Here is an 18,722-nt window from a genome sequence, read left to right as displayed (position 1 = left end):
GAGTGCAACCATTATAAAGATTTTCCGCTTCTCACGAAATATCAACTATCATCACTCTATGGGACTTCGATTTCGTTGACGATTTTATTGATGATGTCTTCTGAAGTGACATTTTCAGCTTCCGCTTCGTAAGTAATGCCTATTCTATGTCGAAGTACGTCATGAACGACAGCTCTCACGTCTTCAGGAATAACATAGCCACGACGTTTGATAAACGCATAACATTTAGCTGCATTTGCCAAATTAATACTTCCACGAGGAGACGCTCCAAAAGAGATTAGTGGTTTTAAATCTGCCAATCGGTATTTTTCAGGATAACGTGTCGCGAAAATAATATCGAGAATGTATTTCTCAATTTTTTCATCCATATAAACTTCGCGAACGGCTTTTTGAGCATTTAATATTTGTTCTAATGAAACCACAGGATTAACCTTATCCCATGCACCTTTTAAATTGGCTCTCATAATCAATTGCTCTTCCTCTTGCTTTGGATAATCAATAACTGTTTTCAACATGAATCGATCCACCTGCGCTTCTGGTAACGGATAGGTTCCTTCTTGTTCTACAGGGTTTTGAGTAGCCATTACCAAAAATGGTTTATCTAGTATAAAGGTGTCGTCACCAATAGTAACCTGCTTTTCTTGCATGGCTTCCAAAAGCGCCGACTGCACCTTAGCTGGTGCTCTGTTGATTTCATCTGCCAAGACAAAATTGGCAAAGATTGGTCCTTTCTTGATGGAGAAATCGTTCTCCTTCATATTGTAAATCAAAGTTCCCACTACATCTGCAGGAAGTAAATCTGGTGTAAACTGAATTCTACTAAAACTTCCGTCAACCGCTTGAGACAAAGTGTTTATGGCTAAGGTTTTTGCAAGACCAGGAACTCCCTCAAGTAGTATGTGCCCTTGTCCTAGCAAACCTATAAGCAAGCGTTCTACCATGTGCTTTTGTCCGACAATGACTTTGTTCATTTCCATGACCAACAAATCAACAAACGCACTTTCCTTTTCTATTTTCTCATTGATACTTTTGATATCAACTGTACTTGTATCTTCCATTATTTATGTATTTAAAGCCAGTAAATTATACTTCTGTATTGGGTTACGCAAATTGTTAAAATTTTTCTTGGATTGATGTTAACAATTGGTTAAAAAAAAGAGTAGTACATTTAATACTACTCCTTTAATTTATTGAGTTTTCTATTTTTTTTAAAACAAATTGTAAAGACGTAAAAGTGTACTTGTTTTAGGTTGAAGTTCAGCACTGTTTTCAGAGCTTAAGTTAACTGATTCGTCGATGTTTAATTCAATCGTTAAATCATATAATTTGTTTTCCTTAAACTCCTTTTCAATGATGTTTGTTGAGCCGTTAATATAGTCTGTAGTGACGTACAAATCATAAGTCACGCCATTCTTTAAAGCGGTATTATTGTCACCTAAAACCAGCTTTATACTGTATATGAAATCTGAAGGAACTTGTTCAAAATCGACTAAGTTAATTACCTTATTGGCTCTTAACTGTGAGACATCTTGAACACCTGTGTTAATTGTGTTCAGACTAATCCATGCATTCGCATCTGTTTGATCTTCAAGAACCTGAAGTTGCACTTCAATAATATCCAAATTAAAAGATTGATATACTGAAGGAGTAGCCGAAAGTTTGACATTAACAAGACTGTTGTCTTCGAAACCACTTTCTTCTTGCTTTGAGCAACTACTTAAAGAAACCAGCAATAAAACTACATATAGAATGGATTTAGAAAAACGTTTGATTGACATGATTTGGGTTGATTAATAATTACAATTCAATAATACTTTTATCCTCAAGATTTGACTATTTTTATACATGAATTGCAGAAAAACCTATATAAACTGAAAAAAAAGTGAAATATTCTCGATTAATTGCAGGGACCATGACTTGGGGCGTTTGGGGAAAGCAATATTCAAAACAAGACATGATCACAATGATACATCATTGTATCGATACCCAAATTACGACCTTTGATCATGCCGATATTTATGGTGGCTATACCACAGAAGCTGAATTCGGAAGGGCTTTAAAAGATAGTGGTGTTTCCAGAGAACATATCCAACTAATCACTAAATGTGGCATTCAATATTTGAGTGACAATCGCAATAACACTGTCAAACATTACGATTACAGTAAAGACTACATCATTTGGTCGGCTGAAACATCTTTAAAGCATCTGAAAACTGACTATTTGGATTTGTTTCTACTGCACAGGCCAAGTCCGTTAATGCATCCAGATGTTATTGCTGAAGCCATTTCAACGTTGAAGCAACAAGGGAAAATAAAAGATTTCGGGTTGTCAAATTTTACGCCATCACAAGTTGATTTGATTTCTAGTGCAACATCAATTGCCGTTAATCAGATAGAATTCTCGCTAACGCAACACACAGCTATGCATAATGGATCTTTAGATCAAATGCTTATGCAAAAAATAACACCAATGGCTTGGTCGCCTTTAGGAAGTGTGTTTAAAGAAGATACCGAACAAACACGACGCATCCATAAACAATTGGGTGAACTCATGGATAAATATTCTGCCACCGAAGATCAATTGTTATTGGCATGGATTTTAAAACATCCAGCACATATTCATCCTGTTATCGGAACAACTGATAAAAGGCGAATAACGAATGCAAAAAATGCTGAGGAGATTGATTTAGAATTAGAAGATTGGTTTAAGATATTAGTTGCCGCTCAAGGTCATAAAGTCCCATAAAATAGATATTATGAATAAAACCGCATTAATTACTGGAGCCACCAGTGGAATTGGAAGAGCTACAGCTCACGAATTTGCTAAACATGGCATCCGACTTGTTCTTTGTGGAAGACGACAAGAACGGTTGGATATTATCCAAAAAGCCTTAAGCAAGGAAACAGATGTACACACCTTAAATTTTGATGTCAGGGATAAAAAAGCAACTCAAGAAGCCGTCAATTCCTTGCCAGAAGATTTCAAATCTATTGATATTTTAATCAACAATGCAGGAAATGCCCATGGACTAGATCCTATTCAAAGTGGAAGTTTAGAGGATTGGGATGCGATGATGGACATCAATGTGAAAGGCTTATTGTACGTAAGCAAAGCTATCATTCCAGATATGACCAAACGACAATCTGGACATATCATTAATATAGGATCTTCGGCAGGAAAGGAAGTGTATCCTAAAGGTAATGTGTATTGCGGAAGCAAGCATGCGGTTTTGGCTATTACTGAAGGTATGCGTATTGATCTAAATCCTTTTGGAATTAAGGTAACTGCTATTAATCCAGGATTGGTTGAAACAGAATTTTCCAAAGTTCGTTTCAAAGGCGATCCCATTGCAGATAACGTTTATAAAGGCTATAAAGCCTTGCAACCTGAAGACATTGCTGAAGTGATTTATTTTACCGTTTCCAGGCCAAATCATGTCAATATTGCTGATGTTTTAATGTTCTGTACAGCTCAGGCCAATTCAACTATTGTGAATAAGTCCTAATCGGTATTCAATGATTAACAAACGCCTACTTATCAAAAATCTTTTGGCTCATAATGACGAGAACAGTTTTTATGACAAAAAACGAAAGGTTGACATTTCATTTAAGGAAGGTAAGGCAAAGTTTCTGAAACATATTTGTGCACTTTCGAACAGCAATCCGAAGAACAATTCATATATCTTGATTGGTATCGAGGACAAAGACAATAAGATTATTGGTGTCAACTTTTTTGATGACAGTAAGATTCAAAATCTGATCAATGCTTATTTAACAAATCCGCCTATCGTTCAATACGAGAATATTTCATTCCCACATTTACCTGATAATAAAGTGGTTGGCTTAGTTACCATTAGACCCAATGGAAAAATTACCTCTCTTCGAAAAAACATCTGGAAATATTATGGAGGTTCCGTTTTTTTTAGAGATGGAAGCACTAGCATGCCGAAAGTATTTGATATTGAAATCGAGGACGTCAATTCTGAAATTGTCGCTCAAATTGAAGCACATGCGCAAAACAATATTGAATACACGTTAGATGGTGTTTTGAATTTCATGAAAAAACGCGAGGATTTCAATCCACAATACAAAGTCTTTAAAGAATATTTCGTGCTGTGTTGGTCTGGACAAAAAAAAGTGGTAAAAAGCAACACTTATTATTCTAGAGTGGATATTGAACTAATTAACGAACAAGTCCGCCTTTTTTACTCTACACTTGATGAGGTTACCATTACTTACGATGATAATTCCTTTAAGATTTTGGAATATGTGAGTCTTGGATTGCAAAATTCATTCAAGTATTATGAACTTGAGGAAACTATTATCCGATTTGAAGACAATGCCAACTATACCATTGAAACCAAATTATTATTTGAGCCACCTCAGTTTGACAAAAAGGTATTGCACCACATTTACAACTCAAATAATGCCCTTATCGACAAACTAAAAAAGGGCTTGACATTAACCAAACATGAAGCTTTTGATTTAAAAAATCTTCCGGCCACTTACCTCATCTGTTATTTGAACCTGTTTCATGAAGCTATTGATAAACTTCATGAGGCAAAACCCTATTTAAAGAATTACAGTCCTGAAATTTACAATTCTTATCAAGAGGTTGTGCGCATTTTACGGAAGGTTAAATACAGTTAATCTAGTAAATTTTCAAAAGCGTGCCATTCATACAGTTTTTTTTACCACTCATAGTTTTTTTTCAAAAGCAATATCTTTTTTTACGACTTTTGAAGTGCTATTAATCAATTACAAACAACCTTGTTTCCATCGGAATGCCGATATTACGAAACGAGGTTTTTGTTTTTTATGGCCTAAATGAAATTCAATTTTGAAAAGCTTTTATTCAAGATTTGATCATCTTTAACCTCAAGCCATTTATCTAAAATTGTAGCGTATACCGATCTGAAATCTACAGTATATTTCAAATCACCATTATCATCTAAATTACTTAAGTTCCCTAATTCATTGTAAAATCCAGGTTTTTTAAGCTGGTTTCCAATAATGAATAGATTGTTGGCAGCTCCATGATCGGTTCCGTGGGCAGCATTTTGTTTGACGCGTCTTCCAAACTCTGAAAAGGTAAGAATTAAGGTGTCATTGAAAGTCCCTTGTTGTTTTAAATCATTTACAAAAGCCTCTATGGCTTCCGCATATATTTTCAATAATCTCGTTTGGGTATTAACTTGGCCAACATGAGTGTCAAAACCACCTAAAGAGGTGTAGAAAACCTTGGTGTCCATTCCAGAGTTAATGAGTCGTGACATTGTTCTTAACTGATTGGCAAATTCATTATTTTGATAAGCCTTATTATTACTTGTGGTCTTATATTTTTCAAAAATATACTTGGCCGAAGATTCAGCAGAGATCATGGTTTGATACAAATACCCAAGATTGTGTTCACTTAAATGTGCATCTTGGTAATGATTCAAAACATTTTTAAAATAAGGATCTTGAGAGGTTCTGTATAGGATATTCGGATTTTTGGTGGCAATTCCATTTGTGTTTTGCCCCTTAAGAGCTAAAGATAAGCTATCGTCAATTTCAATAGCATTATAAGGGTGTTTTGCAAAGTTATCGAGATAACGACCTACCCAACCTGTTTGAAGGTATTGGTTCGAATTGCTGGCCGTTTGCCAAATATCTGTAGACCTAAAATGTGACCGGTTTGGATTTGGATATCCAACATTATTGATGATAGACAAATGCCCTTGATCGTATAGTGCCTTTAATGGTTTTAAACTCGAATGAAAACCCAGTTCGTCTGTGATTTTAAGAGTTTCATTTTTAGAAATCCCAATACTTGGTCGATTGCGATAGTAATCATCGTTATTAAAGGGAACTATTGTGTTGAGTCCGTCGTTACCACCAGCCAATTGAATAATGACCAATCGTTTGTAACCAAATTTTGAACTTGCATAGGTTTCGAATGCTTTGACGAAACTAGGAACAAAAATCAAACTACTCGCTAAAGTTGACCGTTTTAAAAAATCTCTTCTATCCATAACTAACACATTTGATATTCTGGCAAAGACATTAACTGTACTACATAATCTCTTTTTGAATTTTGGCTCAAGGTCTTTAAATAAGATTCAGTGCCATTACTTATTTGCGGAACAATTAAATGTTGTTTCAATTCCTCGTAAGACCTATTGCCATAACTGACTTCAAAAGTTTTCCAATCAACATCTACATTGACAAACCTGTTATTTTTAGGGCTTGAATAGTAACGCTTAAAGGAATCTTCAAATGCACCCTTCTCCTTAATTGATATTTTTGCATTTGCTAAAATTATCGATGGTAATTTTAAGCGAAGCATCATCGTATTACTATCAATCCAACTTCTACCGCCTTTCCAACCTGCTACATTTGGTGGATCGAGAAGGACTTGTCCTAACAGTTTCTGAATTTTTAAAACATCTTTTGGAGAGTTAAAATTTACTGGTACTGTTTGAACCATCCCAACCAAGAATTCAATGGGTGATTTTATTTTGGATCCTATATGCTTTTTATCGTAGAACCAGTCTGATAAAAAAAGGTGTCGCATTACGTTTTCGATATTGTAATCTTTGTAGAAAACCGTAGTTAATTCCTCAACTTTATCCTCGTCAATGATATCATTGACAAAGTAGCTATATATTTTTTTGCATATAAATCGCGCGCACTGTTTTTGTTCAAGAATAATGTCTATAATGTCATCACCATCATAACGACCTGTATGCCCTAAAAAACTTTTAAATCCGTAATCATGATGTATTCTTCTAAAAACAAACTCTCCTCCAATATTATGATTGTAACCTGTAAAAGCTCTAGCACTTTCCTTGATATCTTCTTCGGTGTAATGCCCTTCACCTAAAGTGAACAATTCCATTAACTCTCGAGCAAAATTCTCATTTGGCTTTTGTTTTCTATTTTGCTTATTATTTAGATATTTCAGCATGGAAGCCTCTTTGGAAATGGCCTTAACAAAATCTCCGAAATGGCCTAAAGCGTGCATTCTTAAGGTATTGTTATATTGAGGCACATGAAAGATATTGGTATCACGACAAACAAAATGATTTGCCCAAAACAGGGTCATTCTTTCCCTTAAAACTTGATCGGAATTCATCAAGCGATTTACCCATAACATATTGTATTCCTTGAACTTCTCGATAGTGAGTTTTCTAAACTCCATCCTTTTGGCTTTGTTCTGTAAAAGCGAAATATCCTTGAAGTGATTTAAATCGGTAGTATCAATCTGAAGTTCATGATAGCTATTGCTTCTCAAGAACAAATCATTAACGACTTGGCTCCTGTTTTTATAGGTGTTGCGTTGAAAGGTCTTCGGGTTTTCACCAAAACCAGCTCTCCAAAACAAATGCTGAATATCTTTCGCTTTCATATACCTATGACTAGATTGCTATTAAGAGGTTTAATTATATGCTTTCAAAAATGATTCCAAAGTTTATGAAATAAAAAAACCGCTTCATTACTGAAACGGTTTTTATTAGAAATTTATTCTGTAATTAATTACAAGTCAAATTTGATACCTTGTGCCAGAGGTAAATCAGTGGTATAATTAATAGTGTTTGTTTGACGTCTCATATACACTTTCCAAGCATCAGAACCAGACTCTCGTCCACCACCAGTTTCTTTTTCACCACCAAAGGCACCACCAATTTCAGCACCAGAGGTTCCAATATTTACATTCGCAATACCACAATCGGAGCCAGCATGTGATAAGAAACGTTCTGCTTCTCTAAGGTTATTGGTCATGATTGCTGAAGACAAACCTTGAACTACATTATTTTGCGTATCGATGGCATTTTCAACATCACCTGAATACTTTAGTAAATACAATACAGGAGCGAATGTTTCGTGTTGAACAATTTCAAATGAATTATCAGCTTCCGCAATTGCAGGTTTTACATAACAACCGCTCTCGTAGCCTTCTCCTTCCAAAACACCTCCTTCAACAACAATGTTTCCGCCTTCTTCAACAACTTTTTCCAAGGCGTGCTGATACATTTTAACGGCATCCTTATCGATAAGTGGACCAACATGATTGTTTTCATCTAACGGATTCCCAATACGTAATTGCTTGTAGGCATCAACCACTGCATTTTTAACTTGGTCATAAATACTTTCATGAATGATCAAGCGACGTGTTGATGTACAACGCTGTCCGCAAGTACCGACAGCACCAAAGACAGCACCAATAACCGTCATTTTAATATCGGCATCAGGCGTTACGATAATGGCATTGTTTCCGCCTAATTCCAATAATGACTTCCCTAAGCGTGCTGCAACTTCCTGTGCGACGATTTTACCCATTCTTGTAGATCCTGTAGCAGAGATTAATGGTACACGTTTATCTTTTGTCATAAACTCACCCACCTTATAATCACCATTGATAAGGCAAGAAATACCTTCCGGTAAATTGTTGGCTTTAAAGACTTCAGCTGCTATGTTCTGACAAGCCACACCACAGATAGGTGCTTTTTCAGAAGGTTTCCAAACACATACATCACCACAAATCCATGCTAAAGCTGTATTCCATGACCAAACAGCTACTGGGAAGTTAAATGCGGAAATGATACCTACAACGCCTAGTGGATGGTATTGTTCGTACATTCTATGTCCTGGACGCTCAGAGTGCATGGTAAATCCGTGAAGCTGACGTGATAGTCCAACTGCAAAATCGCAGATATCAATCATTTCCTGAACTTCACCCAAGCCTTCTTGATACGATTTTCCCATTTCATAAGAGACCAATTTTCCAAGGGCTTCTTTTTTTTCTCTCAGTTTCTCTCCAAACTGACGCACAATTTCACCACGCTGAGGAGCAGGCATCAATCGCCAAGTTTTAAAAGCAGAGGTTGCTACAGACATGACCTTTTCGTAATCTTCTTTTGTGGTTGACTTTACCTTGGCAATTAACTGGCCATCTACAGGTGAATACGATGCAATCAATTCACCATTTGAAAAATTATCAGATCCTGTAGAAGTACCTTCATTTATATCCTTAATGCCTAATTCCGTTAAGGCTTCTTTTATTCCGAAATCGGTAGCAATAGCTTCCATATCTATATGTTTTTTGAGATTTATTGAATTTTGTTGCGAAGTTACTAATAAAAAGTCAGTTTTCTCTTGAAGAGGGCCACTTAAAAATGTAACTTTAGTGACCTATCAATTCCTTCTATTATGGCAAACTCTTTTCGACTTATTTTTTTGATATTATTTTGTTTTAATTGTGGTGAACAGGTTCAAAAACAACAAGACAACACTCCTGTTTCTGAAGCCAAACAAAATTCATTTGCCATCATCATTCATGGAGGTGCTGGAACTATTCTTAAGGAAAATATGACTCCAGAATTGGAAAAGGCTTACAAATCGAAACTTGAAGAAGCTATTAGAGTTGGTCATAGCATTTTAAAACAAGGTGGAAGCAGTTTGGATGCCGTTCAAAAGACCATAAACGTTCTTGAAGATTCTCCGCTTTTCAATGCAGGAAAAGGAGCCGTATTTACCAATACGGAAACCAATGAACTTGATGCTTCTATAATGGATGGAAAAACCTTAAATGCTGGTGCTTCAGCAGGCACTACTACTGTAAAAAATCCGATTGATTTGGCTAGACTGATTATGGAACAATCTCCTCACGTCATGATGTCTGGTGAAGGTGCTGATAGGTTTGCTAAAGAGCATGGCTTGGACATCGTTGACCCAAGTTATTTTTATACTGAACGACGTTATAATGCTTTGAAACGAATTCAAGAAAAAGAAACTAATTCAACTATTGATACCACATCAGTTAGTGTCAACTTCTATGATAGCGATATCAAAAATTTCAAATTTGGAACGGTTGGTTGTGCGGCTTTGGACACACATGGAAATCTCGCTGCTGGAACCTCAACAGGTGGTATGACAAACAAACGTTATGGTCGCATTGGTGATTCTCCAATTATTGGCGCAGGAACTTATGCCAATAACAATTCTTGTGCTGTGTCGAGTACTGGTTGGGGTGAATATTTTATTCGTGCTATGGTGGCTTATGATATTTCTGCACTCATGCAGTATAAAAGTCTCACCTTAAAAGAAGCTGCTCAAGAGGTCATCCAAAACAAAGTGCCTGAACTTGGAGGTGATGGTGGTATTATTGCTATTGACAACAATGGGAATATGGTTGCTGAATTCAATACTGCTGGAATGTATAGGGCACAAATGAATGCCGAAGGCGATTTGAAAATTGGGATATATAAAGATTAGTTTATATGTGAAAAACGGATTCTATAGCTTTAGGAACGAATTCTAATTTGTTGGCTACATATTAATAAGTAGACTGCGATTATCGTTTAATATGCCTTAACTTTAACTCATCTCGTAGAAACATACGATTGCACAAAAATTGAATCCAAACCGTCAGCACCAATGAAATCACATCACTTTTTAAGCATTCTATTAGCCTTTTCAATTGTATTGTCTTGCGACAAAAAACATAAGATTACTGAAGATTCCGACAATCTTTTTAAATATAGAGATTACATTAGCTATACCTCTTCCGGATTGCAATCTGTAACTGAACCAATTACCATAAATCTTGCTAACGAGGTTGAAGGATGGGAAAATGACACAGAAATCACAGCAGATTTGGTTCAGGTATCACCATATGTTGAAGGGAAACTCAAAGCAGCTAACAGTCACACATTAATCTTTACGCCTGATGAATACTTAGAACCTTCCACAGAATACAAGGTAAAGGTCAAGCTTGGTGAGATTTATAAAAACATTCCCAAAGAATTTTCAGATTATGTATTTCAGTTTAAAACCATCACTCCTAATTTCAGCATCAACACCAAAGATTTACAATCGTATTCCAAACAATGGCAATATTTGGAAGCCGAAATAAAATCGGCTGATGTTATCTCAGTTGAAGATGCCAAAACCTTGGTTAAAGCAAGTCAAAATGGTAAGGCTTTAAAATTGCATTTCAATGAGCTCAACGCGCAAGCCAAATACTTTGAATTCAGAATTGATAGCATTCAACGTTTGGTTGACGATTCTGAAGTAGAAATTTCTTGGAACGGTTCAGCTATAAAATCAGATAATATTGGTGAAAATACTGTGAAAATTCCAGGTCGAAACAATTTTACGATTGTCAATGTTGAAGCGATTAAAAGTCCTGAACAATATTTATCGGTCAATTTTTCCGACCCTCTGAAAAGCCAACAAAATTTTGAAGGTTTGGTGATGATTCAAAATGTAAAAAATCCAAAATTCAGTGTTGATGGTAATGTGTTGAAAGTCTATCCTGAAGGAAAACTTGTTGGAAACCTTAAAGTCGATGTGTTTCAAGGCATCACAAATTCAGAAGGCTATAAATTGAAAAACACCTTTTCTGAAACCATTTCCTTTGAAGACCTAAAGCCAAGGGTACGTTTGATAAGCAACGGAACCATACTGCCAAATTCTAATGATCTTAAATTCAATTTTGAAGCAGTCAACCTCAGTGCTGTGGATGTAAGAGTCATCAAGATTTTTGAAGATAATGTGCTTCAATTTCTTCAGGACAACATGCTAAACAGCAACAATGAAAATGAAATCAAACGCGTTGGTCGTCGCATTGCTAAGCAAACCATTCAATTGCAAACGGCTGCTGAAAATCTTGGAAAATGGAAAGCCTACAGTATCGATTTGTCGAAATTTTTCAAAGCTGATGCAGGTGCTATCTATCGCGTTGAACTGAGTTTCAATAGAAGCTATTCGCTTTACGACTGTAGCTCAAATCCAGATGCCGTTTTAAATGACAATGATGAATACGACGACTATTACGAAGAGGATTTCATGGCATACGATTATGAAATGGACTCCTATTCTGAAGAAGATGATTTAAGGGAAGAAGCGTATTGGGATAATCGTGCCTATCGTTATCGAGATTATGTATACAATTGGAGACAACGTGACAACCCTTGCCATGATGCTTATTACAATGACAATACCATTATTGGTCAAAATCTATTGGCTTCCGATTTGGGTGTTATTGTAAAACAAGATGCTGATAATCACTATTATTTTGCTGTCACCAATATCTTGACCACCAATCCTGAAGTTGGTGCTTCTGTTACTTTATATAATTACCAGCAACAGAAAATGGATTCCAAAACCACGAATACAGATGGTTTGGCTTCAATTGAAGCTAATGGATTTGCAAGTTTTGCTATTGTTTCCAAAGGACGAAGTAAAAGTTATATAAAGCTTGCCGATGGTAACTCCTTATCCTTAAGTAAGTTTGATGTGTCTGGAAAAACCTTGCAACGCGGACTTAAAGGCTACATTTATGGCGAACGTGGCGTTTGGCGACCAGGCGATTCTTTGTTCCTTACTTTTATGCTGAATGACAAAGCCAATACCTTACCTGAAGGTCATCCCGTAAAACTTGAAGTTACTGATCCTAATGGAAAACTCGTCTTCAAAAAAGTGACTTCAGAGCATTTAAATAATGTTTATAAATTTATAGTTCCAACAGCTTCGGAAGGTAAAACCGGAAACTATAATGCCAAGGTTTCGGTAGGAGGAGCGCAATTTTACAAAACGCTAAAGATTGAAACGGTAAAACCAAACCGTTTGAAAATCAAAATTGATTTTGAAGATGAGGTGCTTTCAAGTTCAAAACCCTTGCAAGGGCAATTGGATGTGAAATGGCTGCATGGTGCTCCAGCAAAAAACATCAAAGCTGAAGTGAAAGCCAAATTCAGTAGTTCTTATACAAGTTTTGAAGGTTGGAAAAACTATGTATTCAATGATCCAACACGACAATTCAATTCGGAAGAGTTAAACATTTTTGAAGGTAATCTTAATGCTGATGGCACATCTCAAATCAACACCAAACTCGATATTGGAAAAAATGCTCCTGGAATGCTCAATGCCCAATTCTTGGTGAGAGCGTTTGAAAACGGTGGTGATTTTTCCATTGATGCCTTTACAAAAACCTATTCGCCATATGACTCTTATGTTGGATTGCGTTCGCCTAAAGGTAATTATTATGGCTCTTATTTTACGGATACCAATCAGACATTTGATTTGGCAGTCGTTGATAAAAACGGACAACCTGTTGAACGACAAGATTTAGAAATTAAAGTCTACAAAATTGAATGGCGTTGGTGGTGGAACTCGTCTTATGATAATCTATCAAGCTATGTTTCCAGTAGTTATCACAGACCTGTTTTAGAACAAAAAGCATCTACAAATGCCAATGGAAAAACAAACTTTACCATTAAAATTCCTGAAAATGAGCGTGGCCGATATTTAATCAGAATCTATGATCCTGTGAGTGGTCATGCCACAGGTCGAACCGCTTATTTCTATAAAAACTGGTCAGGTATGTCCACAGGAAATGATAAAGAAGCCGCTAAAATGTTGGTCTTTGCTTCCGATAAAACCAATTACAATGTTGGCGAAACTGCGACGATAAAGTTTCCTTCAGGAGATGAAGGTCGTGCCTTATTGAGTATTGAAAATGGTTCCGAGGTGATTGATTACAAATGGGTAAAAACCAAATCTGGAGAGACTTCAGTACAAATCCCAATTACTTCTGAAATGGCTCCTAACGTATTTGTGAATATTTCCTTATTACAACCACATGCCATCACCAGTAATGATTTACCTATTCGTCTTTATGGTGTGATTCCTATCATGGTTGAAGACCCAAAAACCATACTCGAGCCCAAACTCCAAATGGCTGATGTTTTACGTCCAGAACAAGAGTTTGAAGTCACTGTTTCAGAAGAAAACAACAAACCAATGACCTATACCATTGCGATAGTTGATGAAGGTTTATTAGACTTAACCCGATTTAAAACACCTAATGCTTGGGGCGAGTTTTATGCACGTGAAGCCTTAGGTGTCAAGACTTGGGACATGTTTGATGATGTGATTGGTGCATACTCAGGAAGCATTGATCAAGTGTTCGCAATTGGAGGTGACGGCAGTGCGGCTAAAGGCAAAAACAAAAAAGCCAACCGATTTAAACCTGTGGTACGCTATTTAGGACCTTTCGAATTGAAAGCAGGAGAACAACAATCCCATAAAATCACCATGCCTAACTATATTGGTGCTGTAAGAACCATGGTTGTGGCTAGTAATAAGAACTCGGAGGCCTATGGTAGTACTGACAAATCGGTTGAAGTGAAAAAACCATTGATGGTTTTGGCAACCTTACCTCGCAAGTTGAGTCCAGGAGAAAAAGTCACCTTGCCAGTAACCGTTTTTGCAATGGAAAACAACGTTAAAGATGTGACTATAAGCCTTGAGCTCAGTGATGGAATTTCTATCGTTGGAAATGCAACACAACAATTGCGTTTTTCAAAACCTGATGAGCAGATGGCATATTTTGAATTGGATGTGAGCAAAGCCAAAGGCTTTAATACCGTTGAGGTCAAAGCCACTGGAAATGGAGAACGTTCAAGTTATAAAGTGGAATTAGATGTTGTGAATCCGAATCCGATTACCTCAAAATTTGAAACTGCAGAACTGGAAGCTAACTCTAAAGTAGATCTTCAATTCTCAACGTTTGGTGTTGCAGGAACCAATTCGGCTATTGTAGAATTTTCAACCTTGCCTCCAATGGATTTTTCAAAACGATTACAATATCTAATTCAGTATCCACATGGTTGTGTTGAACAAACAACCTCAAGTGTGTTTCCTCAATTGTATTTGAGTGATATTTTTGATTTGACCTATAAAAAGCGACAGGAAATACAATCCAATATTGAAAATGGCATCAAACGCTTAGGCAATTTCCAACGTCCAAATGGTGGTATGAGCTATTGGATGGGAGAAAATACAGCCAATGATTGGGGCACAAGTTATGCTGGTCATTTTATGATTGAAGCCGAAAAGAAAGGTTATGTGCTTCCGTTGACTTTCAAGAGTAATTGGTTACGTTACCAAAAAGAAGCCGCTCGAGATTGGCGACCAAGTTATAGACGTTACAATTCTGATTTAGCACAAGCCTATCGTTTATACACCTTAGCACTGGCTGGAAAAGCTGATTTAGCAGCAATGAATAGGCTAAGGGAATTTAAAGAGATTTCAAATGAAGCCAAATGGCGATTGGCAGCAGCATATGCTTTAGCTGGTCAAACCGAAGCGAGTGATGCCATTTCAAAAACTGCTAACATTGATTTCAAACCTAAAGACAATGATTATTACACTTATGGTTCAGTCAATAGAAATCGTGCTATGGCATTGGAAACTATGATCTTAACCAAGCATCCTAACGTAAGGGATTTATCAAAAACCATTGCAAAGGATTTGTCTAGTAGTCAATGGATGAGCACACAAACCACAGCTTACAATTTATTGGCAATGGCTAAATTGGTAGAAGCCAATGGTGGTAAAAACATGAATTTTGAATACAGTTTTAATGGTAAGTCAGAAACCATTGATACTGAAAGCACCATTGCACAACGTGAGCTTGCTGTAGTTGATGGAACGAATCTTTTAGCACTTCAAAATAAGTCGAATAACCTGATATTTGTTCGGGTTTTAAATTCTGGAAAATTACCTTTAGGAGAAGAATTGGCTGAGCAACGCGGCTTAGGTGTTGCTGTGATTTACCTAGATTTAAAGGGCAATCGTATTGATGCTTCTAAACTTAAACAAGGTGAGGACTTTGTAGCTCGAATAAAGGTGAGCAACAAAGATAACAGACGATTAAATGATGTGGCATTGACACAGATATTTCCTTCGGGTTGGGAGATTGTCAACACGCGCTTTACCGATTATGGAGACACTACATCCAGTTCAGCTAGATATACTGATATTAGAGATGATCGCGTGAACTTTTATTTTGATTTGGGCACTCGAAACCACAGTTCTGGCACAAAAATATTCACAGTTTTACTGAATGCTTCCTATTTAGGCACTTACTATTTGCCAGGCACACAAGTAGAAGCTATGTATGACAATGATTATTTTGTGCGAACCAAAGGTGAATGGATAACAGTTGAAAAGTAATTCTGATAATAAATTATGAAACAAGACGTTTATGCGGTGATTTTTATATCGACCTTTTCCGATACTACCGAAGGTTATCTTGAGATGGTGCATCAAATGGAAGACTTAGCTAAAAAGCAACCAGGATATTTAGGTATTGAAAGTGCTCGTGACAAAAAAGGAATTACTATTAGTTATTGGGAAAGTCTTGAAGCCATTAAGGCTTGGAAACAGCAATCTGAACATATATTAGCTCAGAAAAAAGGCATCAAGGATTGGTATAGTTGGTATAAAGTTCAGATTTGTAAAGTGGAACGAGAATATGAGTTTCTCAAATCCTAAACACCTAACGCTTTAAAGTAAAATGACCTTTAAATTCTTGTCCGTCAATGGTAATGAAATACCAATAATCTGAAACTGGCAAATCGTTTCCAAGGTATTTACCATCCCAAATGACTGGAGTGTTTTCAGCAGAAAAAAGTAATTTTCCGAAGCGATCAAAAATATAGACCTGCCAATTGGAAAAGCACTCAATACCTTTGAGGTGAAACGTGTTATTGAATTCATCACCATTAGGCGTAAAATACTTGGGAATAAAAAAGTGTATAAAGTCTTGACTAATCACATCTGAACATTCCACATGCCTAATGTAAATCGTATATTTTCCTCCTGGAATATCAAAAAATATCGGACTGGATTGGTAGTTAATGCCATCTAAGGAATAGATATAATTTCCAGAATTGACCAATGAAATCACTATATCGTTCCCATCAGATTGAATGTTTTGAATTATCGGAATATCCCATTGCTCAACAGTTATTGTTTTTTGAATGGTTTCACAACCATCAGTACTGATTACCACATAAGTTCCAGGAGAACTTACAGTTATAAATTCTGAAGTTTCTCCTGAGTCCCATTGAAATGTCGCATTTGGAATTGTAGAATCGGCTTGAAGTGTGACCTCATCGTTTTCACATAAACCTATATAGTCTTCGACATATTCAATAGGTTGTTCACCAATAATTTCCCATTCACAAGTATCGTTGTTGAAGATCGTTATTTCCCAACATTCTAAATCTGTTGGCTCTTCGGGTTGGGTTCCCGTTACATCCCAAGAACAGGTTGTATCATTAAAAACAGCGGTTTCCCAACATTCTGTTTCAGGTTCAATAGGTTGAGTGCCTAAAATATCCCATGTACAAGTCGAAATATTAAATGTTGTTGTCTGCCAACATTCTAAATCTAAAGGCTCTAATGGTTGTGTTCCGGACACTTCCCATACACAGGCTGTTTGGTTAAAGTTTGCCGTTTCCCAACACTCCAAATCCGTTGGTTCAGGTGGTGGTGTTCCGGAGATTTCCCACGAGCATGTTGATACATTAAAATTAGCACTTTGCCAACACTCTAAATTAGTTGGCTCTATAGGTTCAGTCCCGATAATTTCCCAAGAACATATACCTGAATTGAAGGATGTCGATTGCCAGCATTCCAAATTTGTAGGCTCAATTGGTTCTGTTCCTGTAATTTCCCAAGAACAGGTTAAGTCGTTGAAATTTGCCGTTTGCCAACATTCCAGATTGGTAGGTTCTGCTGGTTGCGTTCCAGTGATATCCCAATTACAAGTAATGTCATTTAAAGTTGCAGATTGCCAGCATTCCAAAACAGGGAAATCAGCAACTTCGGTAATAAATACGATGTAGGTATCTGAAAACGTAATGCAATCTTCATTATTTAAATTAGCAGCAAACTCTGCTACTTTTGCTCTATAATATGTTGTTGTTGTGATATTTGAAACCGATAACATGTCACTTGTTTCCCCTAAAATATCTGTCCAATTCATGTTATCTGGACTTTCTTGCCATTGATAAAAATGATTACTGAAAACGGTATTGTCGGGTGTTGCAGTTATGGTTGTTGAAAATGGGGTTTCATTACTACATAATGCTACAGACATATTATTAGATGTATCAGTAGCCGAAATAAAATCGCCACAACTTTTAAAAGCGATATCATCAATGGCTAAATCATTTCCGCATCCGCCAGATCCATTATTGATCATTTTTAGAATAACAGAAGTTTGCCCAGGAATGGTCTGAAACACCAACGCATATTGTAACCAATTTGGTGTAATTGTACTGTTTATATTGCCAGTATCACCAGTCGCTAGTAGATTTGTATTGGTGTTATCCCATATTTCAAAACGCACATTTACAGGAATAGCTCCTGCACCACAAAATCCATTGGAAGGTGTCAAGTTCACAATCCAAGCTGAAAATTCGTAAGATGTGTTTTCACATAATCCCGAAATGGTAGTTCTATAAAACTCCCCTGGATTAAAATTGGAATTCACAACCAACATTCGCCCATCAACATCATCAGGAGTATGGTCATCTATATCAAACCAATCGAAATAATTGGTGTTGCTAGACACCGTATAAAATCCGTCATCAGGATCAATACCATCAGCATAATTGTAAGTGGTAGTTCCTGGAGGTAATGGTGTATTGGTAAGTCCAGTTCCAAAGTCCTCAACAAAAATAGGATCACCAGAATTACCCTGACAAAACCCTAATTGTGCATAAGCCCTTTCTGAAGCAAAAAATACACAAAAAATTAGGATTATCTTATGAAAAAAAAGCGTCTTAATCACGTTTAAATATAAAGGATAATGCTAGGAATATTCTTATAATTCATAGATTTAACAACCATTTAGACAACTATAACGTTATAGTATAGCT

12 protein-coding genes are annotated in these 18,722 nt (G+C 36.5%); 6 read left to right on the top strand and 6 right to left on the bottom strand.

Features of this window, described 5'->3' with window-relative positions:
- Nucleotides 1–56: 56 nt before the first annotated feature.
- Nucleotides 57–1,058 (bottom strand): AAA family ATPase, encoded by a 1,002-nt coding sequence (locus AB9K26_RS12545; protein WP_369972900.1) that lies wholly within the window; start codon nt 1,056–1,058, stop codon nt 57–59.
- Nucleotides 1,059–1,208: 150 nt separating this feature from the next.
- Complete coding sequence (locus AB9K26_RS12540) at nt 1,209–1,778, bottom strand: DUF4382 domain-containing protein (protein WP_369972899.1); 570 nt, start codon at nt 1,776–1,778, stop codon at nt 1,209–1,211.
- 104 nt (nt 1,779–1,882) lie between these two features.
- Between AB9K26_RS12540 and AB9K26_RS12535 the strand changes: the two genes are divergently transcribed.
- From AB9K26_RS12535 to AB9K26_RS12525, 3 genes are read left to right on the top strand one after another with little or no spacing between them, the layout of a single operon-like run.
- Nucleotides 1,883–2,746, top strand: coding sequence for an aldo/keto reductase family oxidoreductase (locus tag AB9K26_RS12535; RefSeq protein WP_369972898.1), 864 nt, complete (start codon nt 1,883–1,885; stop codon nt 2,744–2,746).
- 10 nt (nt 2,747–2,756) lie between these two features.
- Nucleotides 2,757–3,506, top strand: a complete 750-nt coding sequence (locus AB9K26_RS12530) for an SDR family NAD(P)-dependent oxidoreductase (protein ID WP_369972897.1) — start codon at nt 2,757–2,759, stop codon at nt 3,504–3,506.
- Between the two features lie 10 nt (nt 3,507–3,516).
- A complete protein-coding gene (locus AB9K26_RS12525; protein ID WP_369972896.1) occupies nt 3,517–4,650 on the top strand; it encodes an ATP-binding protein in 1,134 nt (377 codons plus the stop codon).
- A 173-nt stretch (nt 4,651–4,823) separates the two neighbouring features.
- On the opposite strand, the gene AB9K26_RS12520 is transcribed toward AB9K26_RS12525, so the two are convergent.
- The 3 genes from AB9K26_RS12520 to AB9K26_RS12510 form a co-directional block, all read right to left on the bottom strand.
- Entirely contained in the window at nt 4,824–6,014 is a 1,191-nt protein-coding gene (locus tag AB9K26_RS12520) for a DUF1501 domain-containing protein (RefSeq protein ID WP_369972895.1), read from the bottom strand.
- 2 nt (nt 6,015–6,016) lie between these two features.
- A complete protein-coding gene (locus AB9K26_RS12515; RefSeq protein WP_369972894.1) occupies nt 6,017–7,390 on the bottom strand; it encodes a DUF1800 family protein in 1,374 nt (457 codons plus the stop codon).
- Between the two features lie 128 nt (nt 7,391–7,518).
- Nucleotides 7,519–9,072, bottom strand: a complete 1,554-nt coding sequence (locus tag AB9K26_RS12510) for an aldehyde dehydrogenase family protein (protein WP_369972893.1) — start codon at nt 9,070–9,072, stop codon at nt 7,519–7,521.
- A gap of 120 nt (nt 9,073–9,192) precedes the next feature.
- Between AB9K26_RS12510 and AB9K26_RS12505 the strand changes: the two genes are divergently transcribed.
- The 3 genes from AB9K26_RS12505 to AB9K26_RS12495 all read left to right on the top strand — a co-directional run bounded on the left by AB9K26_RS12505 (nt 9,193) and on the right by AB9K26_RS12495 (nt 16,326).
- Complete coding sequence (locus AB9K26_RS12505; protein WP_369972892.1) at nt 9,193–10,257, top strand: isoaspartyl peptidase/L-asparaginase family protein; 1,065 nt, start codon at nt 9,193–9,195, stop codon at nt 10,255–10,257.
- A 162-nt stretch (nt 10,258–10,419) separates the two neighbouring features.
- On the top strand, nt 10,420–16,005 hold the full coding sequence (locus AB9K26_RS12500; protein ID WP_369972891.1) for an alpha-2-macroglobulin: 5,586 nt from the start codon (nt 10,420–10,422) through the stop codon (nt 16,003–16,005).
- Nucleotides 16,006–16,020: 15 nt separating this feature from the next.
- Entirely contained in the window at nt 16,021–16,326 is a 306-nt protein-coding gene (locus AB9K26_RS12495; protein WP_369972890.1) for an antibiotic biosynthesis monooxygenase, read from the top strand.
- 4 nt (nt 16,327–16,330) lie between these two features.
- Here AB9K26_RS12495 and AB9K26_RS12490 read toward each other — a convergent pair whose 3' ends face one another.
- Complete coding sequence (locus AB9K26_RS12490; RefSeq protein WP_369972889.1) at nt 16,331–18,634, bottom strand: T9SS type B sorting domain-containing protein; 2,304 nt, start codon at nt 18,632–18,634, stop codon at nt 16,331–16,333.
- Nucleotides 18,635–18,722: the final 88 nt, after the last annotated feature.

The sequence above is a fragment of the Psychroserpens sp. XS_ASV72 genome, assembly GCF_041224425.1.
GTDB lineage: Bacteria > Bacteroidota > Bacteroidia > Flavobacteriales > Flavobacteriaceae > Psychroserpens.
Note: the sequence above shows the minus strand (reverse complement) of the source record. Positions and strands in the feature narration are given on the sequence as shown.